The sequence below is a fragment of the Microvirga sp. P4_A5 genome, assembly GCF_056402495.1.
In genome coordinates this window covers 1-9231 of the sequence record NZ_JBFUHH010000137.1, presented here as the reverse complement: position 1 = coordinate 9231, position 9231 = coordinate 1, and the positions used below count along the sequence as shown (strand labels likewise).

The following is a 9231-nucleotide window of genomic DNA, read 5'->3' as shown; positions in this document are numbered from 1 at the left end:
GGGGCGAATGGCGAATGGCGAATGGGGAATGGAAAGAAGACGGCGCGTCATGGCTGGGGGGGTGGTTCCCGCTCACCCTTTCACCCTTTAACCCTTTAACCCCTTCACCATTCGCCATTCGCCACTCCCCATTCGCCCTTCCCTCACAAAACCTCCACCAGCGGGATCTGCGGAATCGCTCCCGCGTCGAAGGCCGAGAGATCGATGTCGAGTTCGTCGGTGTCGAAGCGAACCGGCACGTCGAAGGCGTAGCCCGCCGTGACGACGGCGCCTGCTGCCGGCGCGCTCGCGAAGGTCACGATGCCGGTCGTCGGATCGCACACGAAGGCCGACCCCGTCGCTTGTTCGACGCCGTTGAGGGCGACGCGCACGGTGGTGCCGACGGGCTTCGCGATGAGCCGCCGATAGGGCGCATGGGATGCGCCGTAGGTTTTCGTTAGCGGGAAGGAAAGCGTCGCGCCGTCGCCGGTGCCGATGCCCTGGTCGAGCGGCGTCGGCTCCTGAGAGGGAGCGCCCGAGCGCCAATCGGTGCGGTCGCGGAAGCGGAAACCGATGAGGCGTCCGCGCCGCTCCTCGAAGAATGCGATGACGCTATGCAGCGCATCGATGCTGCGCACGCCCAAGCCCGCATCGTAGCGCCGGCGCGAATGCGCCCAGCGGCTGTTGCGGTGCTCGCGGCCGGAGGACAGCGTGACGATATCGGTGCGCCGCACGGGGCCGCCCCGGCTGCCGAGGCTGACATCGAGCGGAAACCGCACCTCGTGAAAATCGGATGCCATGAAAGACCCTTGTGAAAGAAAGCGTCGTGAACGAAAAAAGGCGGCGCGGCGCGTTGGCCGTTTGAAAAAGCCCGAGTAATCTCCGGCGATCGCCGGGGCGCTACATGCCGCGCTGGCCCCGCGCCACGGCGCGCGCGAGCGCCGCCGAGACCTGCGCTTCGGAGCGGCGGAAACTCTCCGCGTCCGGCGTCGACACATTCACCGTCACCGACAGGGGCCGTCCGCCGCCGCCGGAGCGCACGCCGAGGCGTCCATCCGGCCCGCGCGCCAGCGGCATCACCGCCTCGGCGCCTTTCTCACCCATGACGCCAAGCCCGCGCCCGAGCGGAAAATAGCTCGGCGCGCTGACCACGCCCCCTTGCGCGAACGGCATCACCTGGCCGCGCGAGAAAACGCCGCCATTGGCGAAACCGGGCATGGGCGGCCCGGCCGCCGGCGCATTGCCGCTTCCGCCGCCGAAGAGCGAGCCGAAGATCGACCCGATCCCCTTGACGAGGCCGCCGAGCAATCCCCCCGTGTCGTCGGCCGAGCGGGTTCCCATCAGGCCGGTCGAGAGCTCCTTCATGCTCTGGCTCAACCCGATCTGCAGCGGCGCCAGGGCCATCTTAAGCCCGGTTTCCACAAGAGACCGCCGCACCGACTTCAGCACATCGTCAAACTTCTTGCCCTCGGCGATGTTTTTGGCGAAGGCTGATGTAAGAGAGTTACCAAACTGATCGGAGAGGCCGATGAGCGTGTTGAAATGGCGTTTGCGGTCTTCGGTGAGCGGATCGTCACCCAAATCACCGGGTTTTCCCCTATCGGCCATTGTGCAGTTTCTCCAGATTGTTGGGTTTACAACGCTCCTGAGCGCCTGCGTGCAGACGGCTCGGAAACCCGACATGGTTTTTGATTCAGGTAAGCTGTCCGAGCAGCAATGGGAACTCGTTGATAAAGCATGCCAGTTTGAAGCGGAGAAAGCCGTTGCCCCACTTCGGATTCGTGGTGGTGCAGGTGAGGATTTCAGAAGAATCTACATTCTTTGTCTTGAATCCAAAGGAGTAAAATTCTTGGGAACCGCTGACAAACTCGATAGCCACCCACAATGAACTCAAGGGAGCGACGTATGTCGGGTATGCAAGATTGCCGGTGGAGCGATGGAACGCAATCCGCAAGCTTTGCACCGAGGAGTTCGAAGCCGCAATCGCCGACCTGCCGGAATCGCGCAGGCGCGGCGAATTGCGGGACGAACGGAAATTCGAATGCATCAAGCGCAACGGCATTTCTCTCCACAAAGGTCTTCCCTAGAGCATGATCGAGCGAGCTCTGCGCTCGTCGAGACGGGCTTCGCCCTCCTCAGCATGAGGAATGTGGGAGTATGCCCACACCTCATCCTCAGGAGCCCGCAAGCGACGTCTTAAAGGATCCGGCAAGTTTGCATCTGGAGAGCCGGCGCTCCTCCCGCCTTCACCCATCCGGAAACGCCGCCATCAGCCGTTGGAGATCGTCTCGTCCGGCGGGCGAAAGATTCCGCTGGCCGGTGAGCGCGTGCCAGGCGGCGATGAGTTCGCGCGGCGTGGCGCTCCAGAATTCATTGGGGTTCCACCGCAAAACGCCGAGGCCCAACGCCATCGCGTCTTCCCATGGGAAGGGCTCGGGCGAGAAGGCATCGCGCGCGCTCAGGCGTTCTGCGGCGGCGGAGGGTTTGGCGGGAGCGCTCGCGTAGCATCCGAGCCTTGCGCCCCGAAGGTGTTCACCAGAAGCGCCACGATCGCCTGCGCCACCGGTTCGATGCCGTCGGTCAGCGCGAGGTTTGCCGCCTCCCGGTCGCTGATCGCATGACCGCCGCCACGAAGCCCCAGTCCCAGGATCGTCAGGAGATCGCGGCTCGACAGGCGCCCGGTGCCGAAGCGCTCGGTGAGCGCATTCAGATCCTGCACGCCGAACGCATCCTCGAGCTCTGCGAGGGCGCCGAGCGTCAGGCACAGCGTGTAGCGTTCCGCACCCATATGAAGCGACACTTCGCCTCGTCGTGTATTGGCCATCGCCGGTCTCCCTACAACGCCGCGAAGGTGAGCGCGCCTGCCGATTCCAGCGACATCTCGAAGGTCACCTCGCCCGCATGGTCGCCGCGATATTCCAGCGTGGTGATGAGGAACGACCCTTCGATGCGGCCGAAATCCGGGATGACGATCTGATAACCCAGCGCCTCGCCGTCGAAGAAGACCTGGCGCATCCGCGCGTCGGAGGTCTCGTCCTTGAACACGCCGGACCCGGTGATGCCGGCGCGGCGCACGCCGACGCCGGCGAGCAATTCGCGCCATCGTCCGGCGGATTCCGAATTCGTCACGTCGACGGTCTCGGCGTTGAACGCCACCTGGCGCGTGCGAAGACCCGCCACGGTGACGAAGCCCGAGGCGCCGTCGCTGATCTTGATGAGCAGGTCCTTGGCCTTTTGTGCCGGCATATGAATGTCCTTTCGATTCCAGGAAGCGGCGTGCGAAAAAGTCAGAAAACTTCCGTCACGGCGCGCAGGCGCAACGTGGCGCGAATGAGCTGGCTGTCGCGGTCGCGCGCGGACGCGATTTCTGTGACGCGCAGGTTGACGAGACGATGTCCGTCGAGCGTCAGCGGCGCATCGTCGAGGATGTCGGACAGACGCTCGGCGGCCGAAAGCGCATCGCGCGCGCTTCCGCGCTCCGCCCAGACGACGATGGCGATATCCTGCTCGTGGCCGCGGTCGAAATCGGTCGACCAATCGGAGGCCTTCACATCTCCGAAGAGCGCGTAGATCGCAGGCGCCGCGCGCGGCGGCTCGTCGTAGAGACGCAAGGCGCCGCCCATCAATCCGAGCAATTCGGCATCGATGGCGGCGCGATCGAGGATGGCGCGGCGCAAGGCCAGGATGGGGCTCGTCATGCGCGCACCTCTTCCACGAGACAGACGAGATCGCGCCGCGATCCATCGGGATCGGATGTGGCGCGAATGGCGAAGCGCCGCAGGCCCAGCGTCAATCGCATGGCGCCTGTCACGCCCTCGCGATAGCGAAGGGTGATGCGATGGGTGAGCGCCTGCTCCGGCCGGTCCGCGCGAACGCGCTCATCGGCCGACAGCATCTCCATCGCGCCCCAGACCTGCGGGCCGGACGCGTAGGAGCGGAGCACGCCGCCGAATCCGTCCGGGCGCTCCTGCGGCAATTCGAGGACGAAGCGACGCGCGCGCGCACCGATGGGCTGTGATCTGGTTTTCATCGGACATGACTCAGTTGAAATTACAGGCGCGGCCGTTGAAACGGCGCGATCAGCGCCACCGCCTCGCCGGGAAGCGATGGCTCCGCCGCGATGTCGCCGCGGTTTTCGAACCAGCGCGCCACGATCATCTTCACCGCCAGGCGCAAGGGCGCGGGCACATCCTCGGCGGCGGGGCCATAGCCGGCGCGAAACGCGATGGCGATGCCGTGCCGGGACCGTCCCGGCTGCGGCACCGACACGAAATTTACACGCGGCGGATCCTCGAAGCTGTCGACCTCGATGGAATCGGTCGGCAGCGCCGTTGCGATCCCGGCCGCGTCGAACACCTCCACCGCAACCACCGCGATCAGGGGCGAGAGGGGCAGAACGAGGGAGCGTGTCGCCGGCCAATCGTGCGACATCAATTGCCATTTCTGCGCGATGAGCACCCGGCGCGCCGCGGCCTCCACCATCATCCGGGCGGCCTTGACCAGGCCGGCGATGAGTTCGTCCTCCCCAACGTCGTCGACACGCAGATGGGCTTTCATCTCGGGCAGCGATATGGGCTCGACGGCGGGGCCCTCGACTTGTATCGGAAACATCGGAACAGGAATCCTTATGTGATGATCAAACGGCTTTGGCGCCTTGCGCTCACGGGAAGCCTCGCCCTCGCGGGCATCCCGACCGCGCAGGCCATCGTGGGCGGGGCCGACGAGGAAGGACCTCTGTCGCGGGCCAGCGTGATGGTGCTGAGTTCGAATGGCGGCGTGTGCAGCGCCGTGGTGGTGGCGCCGGACGTGCTCTTGACCGCGGCCCACTGCGTCACCGGCGCGGATCAGCACCGGGTGCATTTTCGCGGGTCCGATGGCGAGCCGGTGCTGATCGTGCCTGCCGCGAAGGCGGTGCACCCAGGCTTCGACGCGAAGGCGATCGAGAAGCGCACGCGCTCCATCGATCTGGCGCTTCTCAGGCTGCCCGCCCCCCTCCCCGCGCGATTCACCTCTGCGACGCTGGCAAGCGACAGGCCGATGAAAGGCGCGCCCGTGACGGTGTCGGGCTACGGCCTTTCGCGCGAAGGCGAGGCGAAGACCACCGGCACATTCCGCGCCGCCGCCCTCACCGTGATCGAGCCCTACGGTCCGAGCCAGATCCTCCTCTGGCTCGACGGCAAGGGCGCGGTCGGCGCCTGCCAGGGCGATTCAGGCGGACCCATCGCGGTCGGTGGCGAAGTAGTCGCCATCACGAGCTGGTCCACGGGCGCGAAAGCCGCGCGCTGCGGCGGCCTCACCCAGGGCATCCTCGTGGGCGCGCAACGCGCCTGGATCGACCGGGTGGTCGGCGGCTGGCAACGAGCGGCGCGCTGGAGCGGCAATTAGGCGGTGGACTTCCGCCTTCGCGCGGAACATGGTCTGAGCTTGCCCAAAGGAATCGCCCAAGGGAATCGCCCCGATTTTTTGATGTGAAATGCGCGCACGTTTTTGTCTCACTATCCTGGCCCTCGCCGCCCTCGTCTCCCCGGCCGAAGCGGTGCTGCAGGGAACGTCGTCGCGCGATGCGAACGGCGTGCGCCGCGGCGTCGTCGCGGTGGAAAACTCGGTCGGGGAATTGTGCTCCGGCGTTCTCGTCGCCCAGGATATCGTCCTCACCGCAGCCCATTGCGTGACGGACCAAGCGTCCTATCGCATCGTGTCGGTCAATCGCGCGTTCAGGACGCAGGCCCTGAACGTGGTGGCGGTCCTGGCTCATCCGGCCTTCATCCCCGGAACGACGCCGCGGACGCAGCCCGGCGTCGATCTGGCGCTTCTGAAACTCGAACGGCCCCTGGGGTCCGACTTCGTGCCCTATGACCCGCGCCTGGCGACCGCCATCACGGATGACGATCGCGTCACCGTCGCGGGCTTCGGGCTGCTCGCCGAAAAACGCAAAGGCACGGCGCGGACGTTGCGCGAAGCGGCGCTCGTCGCAAACGGCACCGTGGAGGCGGCAAACTCCGTGCAGATCGCCGTCGATCCACGCCGGCGCGCCGAGACTTCGGGCGCAGGCGCCTGCCACGGGGATTCGGGCGGACCGGTTTTCACCGGCCCCCCGTCGGATCACCGCCTGTCGGGCATMATCAGCTGGTCGAGCGGCCCCATGCGGCCTCCCGGCGGCGCAAGCCTCTGCGGCGGCATGACCGCCATCACGCCGCTCGCCGATCACCTGGCATGGGTCACGAGTGCGACCCGCAAGCTCACCGGCCCGGAAGGAACGTGGTCGAGGCGCTAACTCGACCACGCCCGCTGTCGTTCACGCGGCGAAGTTCAACAGCTTGATGGCCGCGTAATCTTGCACTCCCCCGCCGACGCGCTTGGTGGTGTAGAACAACACATAGGGCTTGGCCGAATACGGATCGCGCAGAATGCGCAAACCCGCCCGGTCGACCACCAGGTAGCCGCGCTTGAAATCGCCGAAGGCGACGGGTTTTGCGTTCAGCGCGATGTCCGGCATGTCCTCCGCTTCCACCACCGGGAAGCCCATCAGCGTCGCGGCCTGGCCGAGGCTTGCGGGCGGCGCCCAGAGATACTGCCCCTGCGCATCCTTGAATTTGCGGATGGCGCTTTGCGTCTTGCGGTTCATCACGAAGGACGCGTTCTGGCGGTAGCCGGCCTTCAGCGCGTAGATCAACTCCACCAGCACGTCGGACGGGGAGCTCGCCGGAAAGGTCGCGCCGCCGGTCTGCACCGTGCCGAGGCGACCCCATTCCCAGATCTCGTCCTCGACCGTCGGCACGGACAGGAAGCCCTTGGGCTTGTTGACGCCGTCGCCATGGACGAAGGCCGCGCTTTCCTGTTCGGCGAAGGCCGCTTCCACCTCGTCGGCGATCCAGCGGTCGATATCGACCACGCTGTCGTCGAGGAGCGTCTGCGTGGCGGCGGGCATGGCGTAGAGCTCCATGGCGGGGAAGCTCATCTCGGCGAGTTTCGGCGCCGTGGTCTCGGGCCGCGCCGCCGTTTCGCCGACCCAGCCGGAGGCGGGGCCCGTGGTGGAGAAGGCGCGCTTGTACTGGCCGCCGGAGATCACCCGCACCGATGAGATGGCGCGGATCGGCGACACGGCGGAGAGCCGCTGCAGCACTTCGCGCTCGACGGTTTCCGGCACCAGGTAGCCGCCATCGGGACCCGAGCCGGCCGACAACGCTTTTTCCTCGAGCCGTTTCAGGCCGGTGGCCTCGCCCGACCGCATATAGGCGTGAAAGGCCGTCTTGTGTTCGGCCTGCGCCGGATCGCGAGGCGCATCGCCCGGCGTGCCGAGCGGCGGACGGGAGCGATCGAGCGCATAACGGTCGAGACGCTTCTTCGCATCGTCGAGCGCCGCGTCGATGCGGGTGAGTTTTTCGTCCGTCACCACATCGCTGGTGAGCCGCGTTTCGATCTCGCCAAGACGGGTATCGTTGGTGTCCTTGAACGCCTCGAAGGCGCGGGCGAAATCCTCGAACGCGGAGGCGACATCGTGCGAGCTGGCTTTGGTTTCAACAACTGGGATCATGATGCTCAATGGGTTGGAGGCATAAAAAAACCCGCCGGATGGCGGGTTGGGGTTTCTGGCAGGTGACTGGTGCGTCAGCGCGTGGCACGTCTGACCGTTCGCGAGACGCCGGGTCCCGTGATCGCGCCGACGCCGGCGCCCGCCACCGCGCCGACGGGTCCGGCGACCGAACCGACGCCCGCGCCGACGGCCGCGCCGCCGACACGTTCCTGGGTGGTGGTGCAACCCGCCGCGGCGAGCGCCACGAGGGCGAGGAAGGCGAAGGTCTTCATGATGGGTCTCCGATCGCGGACGATGACACGGGCCGACCCGGGGCGTCCGCCGTGCCGCCGGTCTGCGACAACGCGGCTCGACAGGCCGGGTTCAGGTGAAGAGCCGCGTAGCGGTCCGGCGGATCGTATCCGCGAGCGGAATCGGAGATTGCTTGACGGTGTCGACGCGCGCGCCCGGAAGCATCGGAAACGTCACGATGGAGATCTCCCACAGGTCGAGTTTCTCCAGCCGCCGAAGGCCGGTGGGCCGCTCGGCCCGCGCCCTCTCGACGCGAAAGCCGATCGACAGGCCATCGACGCCGCCGTCCCGCATGAGGGCGTGGATGTCGCGAGCCCGCCCGACCGCGAGGTTGAGCTTTCCACGCACATGCAATCCCCGCCGATCCTCCGCGATGGAGAGCCAGCGGCCCACGGGCTCGGCGGGATCGTGCTGCCAGAGCAGCCGGATATTGCCGGTGCCGCGCGTGGCCAAACTCTCCGCGAAGGCGCCGGGCATCACCACATCCTTGCCGAGATCGGCGACGCCGAACAGGCTCGCATAGCCCTCGAAAACGCCGTCCGGTTCGAGTGTTCTCAGGGGCTCGGCGACGAGTTTGACCTCCCGCGGCGGCGCAGCGTGAAAGCCCATCAACCCGTTCCCTCGCGGATTCCCCGCCGCGGCCGCGTGTCGAGTTTCTCGAGCTGGCGGACGAAATCCCGGAAGATCAGCGTCGCGCGGTCATGGACACGCGCGGGCCTCGGCTTTCGGGTTGCGGGGGTTTTTCGGATCGCCTTTTGGACGCGCGCGGGGCGCGGCGCCGGTGATGTCATCGCGGACCTCTCTTTTGTCGGCGGTTGAAGACGGACAGCTCGCGCACGAACTCATCGAACCGCCGGTTCGCCGCGAGCAGATCGCGCAGAGTCATGGCCAGCAACGCGGAGGCTCCGATCGCCCAGGCGAACAGAACCAGATGAGCCAGATCGCCCCGGCTGATGACAGCCTCGACGAACTGATCGAGTGTGTTCATGTTTTGTTCCTTGCAGTTGGACCTCGTTCGAAGGTGGGTTGCGGAGGGGCGGAAGAGTCTCAGGCGCGCAGCGAAGAGGGCCTGGGTGAGCGAGCACCTTCCCGCTCGCTTGCGATGAGGGGAGGCCGTTCGACGCGCGGTTCGCAAGCGTTGAACCGGGCGAAACACCCTTTCGGACACGCGCCTTCCCTCCCCCCTCGCAGGGAGGGATCGAGGGTGGGGGTGGGGGTGTCGGAGCAGAACCGGGGAGGCTTCACGACGCGCTGATACGAGCTTGATCCTCGTTGCCGCCTCGCCCGGTCGATCCACCCCCACCCYGGCCCTCCCCACAAGGGGGAGGGAAAGCGGCGGTGATTGCGGTTCGGCATTGCGGGAGCCGGCGCACCATCACGCGTTCGATCAATTCAAACCCCGGGCTGAACGAGCGCCTTCCCTCCCC

General features: G+C 66.5%; 16 protein-coding genes. 2 read left to right on the top strand and 14 right to left on the bottom strand.

What is annotated here, in order from left to right; translation table 11 throughout:
• Positions 1-143: 143 nt before the first annotated feature.
• The 9 genes from AC1DVM_RS21570 to AC1DVM_RS21530 all read right to left on the bottom strand — a co-directional run bounded on the left by AC1DVM_RS21570 (position 144) and on the right by AC1DVM_RS21530 (position 4590).
• Positions 144-779, bottom strand: coding sequence for a phage distal tail protein, Rcc01695 family (locus AC1DVM_RS21570; RefSeq protein WP_477257913.1), 636 nt, complete (start codon positions 777-779; stop codon positions 144-146).
• A 100-nt stretch (positions 780-879) separates the two neighbouring features.
• The gene (locus tag AC1DVM_RS21565; protein WP_477257910.1) at positions 880-1587 is read right to left on the bottom strand and encodes a phage tail tape measure protein; all 708 of its coding nucleotides are present in this window, start codon (positions 1585-1587) and stop codon (positions 880-882) included.
• Between the two features lie 85 nt (positions 1588-1672).
• Complete coding sequence (locus AC1DVM_RS21560) at positions 1673-2041, bottom strand: hypothetical protein (protein WP_477257908.1); 369 nt, start codon at positions 2039-2041, stop codon at positions 1673-1675.
• A gap of 184 nt (positions 2042-2225) precedes the next feature.
• Positions 2226-2441 carry a rcc01693 family protein gene (locus tag AC1DVM_RS21555; protein WP_477257915.1) on the bottom strand — a complete coding sequence of 72 codons (216 nt, stop codon included), beginning with the start codon at positions 2439-2441 and terminating at the stop codon, positions 2226-2228.
• Positions 2438-2803, bottom strand: a complete 366-nt coding sequence (locus AC1DVM_RS21550) for a gene transfer agent family protein (RefSeq protein ID WP_477257906.1) — start codon at positions 2801-2803, stop codon at positions 2438-2440. Before AC1DVM_RS21550 ends, AC1DVM_RS21555 begins: the two co-directional genes overlap by 4 nt.
• A gap of 11 nt (positions 2804-2814) precedes the next feature.
• The gene (locus AC1DVM_RS21545) at positions 2815-3225 is read right to left on the bottom strand and encodes a phage major tail protein, TP901-1 family (protein WP_477257904.1); all 411 of its coding nucleotides are present in this window, start codon (positions 3223-3225) and stop codon (positions 2815-2817) included.
• A gap of 41 nt (positions 3226-3266) precedes the next feature.
• Positions 3267-3677, bottom strand: coding sequence for a DUF3168 domain-containing protein (locus AC1DVM_RS21540; RefSeq protein WP_477257902.1), 411 nt, complete (start codon positions 3675-3677; stop codon positions 3267-3269).
• The gene (locus AC1DVM_RS21535) at positions 3674-4009 is read right to left on the bottom strand and encodes a phage head closure protein (protein ID WP_477257900.1); all 336 of its coding nucleotides are present in this window, start codon (positions 4007-4009) and stop codon (positions 3674-3676) included. Before AC1DVM_RS21535 ends, AC1DVM_RS21540 begins: the two co-directional genes overlap by 4 nt.
• A 20-nt stretch (positions 4010-4029) precedes the next feature.
• A complete protein-coding gene (locus AC1DVM_RS21530; protein ID WP_477257898.1) occupies positions 4030-4590 on the bottom strand; it encodes a head-tail connector protein in 561 nt (186 codons plus the stop codon).
• Between the two features lie 21 nt (positions 4591-4611).
• Between AC1DVM_RS21530 and AC1DVM_RS21525 the strand changes: the two genes are divergently transcribed.
• Together AC1DVM_RS21525 and AC1DVM_RS21520 are read left to right on the top strand one after the other, a co-directional pair.
• The gene (locus AC1DVM_RS21525; protein ID WP_477257896.1) at positions 4612-5364 is read left to right on the top strand and encodes a S1 family peptidase; all 753 of its coding nucleotides are present in this window, start codon (positions 4612-4614) and stop codon (positions 5362-5364) included.
• Positions 5365-5452: 88 nt separating this feature from the next.
• Positions 5453-6253 carry a S1 family peptidase gene (locus AC1DVM_RS21520; protein ID WP_477257894.1) on the top strand — a complete coding sequence of 267 codons (801 nt, stop codon included), beginning with the start codon at positions 5453-5455 and terminating at the stop codon, positions 6251-6253.
• Between the two features lie 21 nt (positions 6254-6274).
• Here the strand turns inward: AC1DVM_RS21520 and AC1DVM_RS21515 are convergent, their stop codons facing one another.
• The 5 genes from AC1DVM_RS21515 to AC1DVM_RS21495 form a co-directional block, all read right to left on the bottom strand.
• Entirely contained in the window at positions 6275-7513 is a 1239-nt protein-coding gene (locus tag AC1DVM_RS21515) for a phage major capsid protein (RefSeq protein WP_477257892.1), read from the bottom strand.
• 74 nt (positions 7514-7587) lie between these two features.
• The gene (locus tag AC1DVM_RS21510; RefSeq protein WP_477257890.1) at positions 7588-7785 is read right to left on the bottom strand and encodes a hypothetical protein; all 198 of its coding nucleotides are present in this window, start codon (positions 7783-7785) and stop codon (positions 7588-7590) included.
• 91 nt (positions 7786-7876) lie between these two features.
• Positions 7877-8413 (bottom strand): HK97 family phage prohead protease, encoded by a 537-nt coding sequence (locus AC1DVM_RS21505; protein ID WP_477257888.1) that lies wholly within the window; start codon positions 8411-8413, stop codon positions 7877-7879.
• Positions 8413-8595 carry a hypothetical protein gene (locus tag AC1DVM_RS21500; RefSeq protein WP_477257886.1) on the bottom strand — a complete coding sequence of 61 codons (183 nt, stop codon included), beginning with the start codon at positions 8593-8595 and terminating at the stop codon, positions 8413-8415. Before AC1DVM_RS21500 ends, AC1DVM_RS21505 begins: the two co-directional genes overlap by 1 nt.
• Positions 8592-8792: a hypothetical protein gene (locus AC1DVM_RS21495; RefSeq protein WP_477257884.1), complete on the bottom strand. Its 201-nt coding sequence runs from the start codon at positions 8790-8792 to the stop codon at positions 8592-8594. The genes AC1DVM_RS21500 and AC1DVM_RS21495 overlap by 4 nt, the downstream gene beginning before the upstream one ends.
• Positions 8793-9231 lie beyond the last annotated feature (439 nt).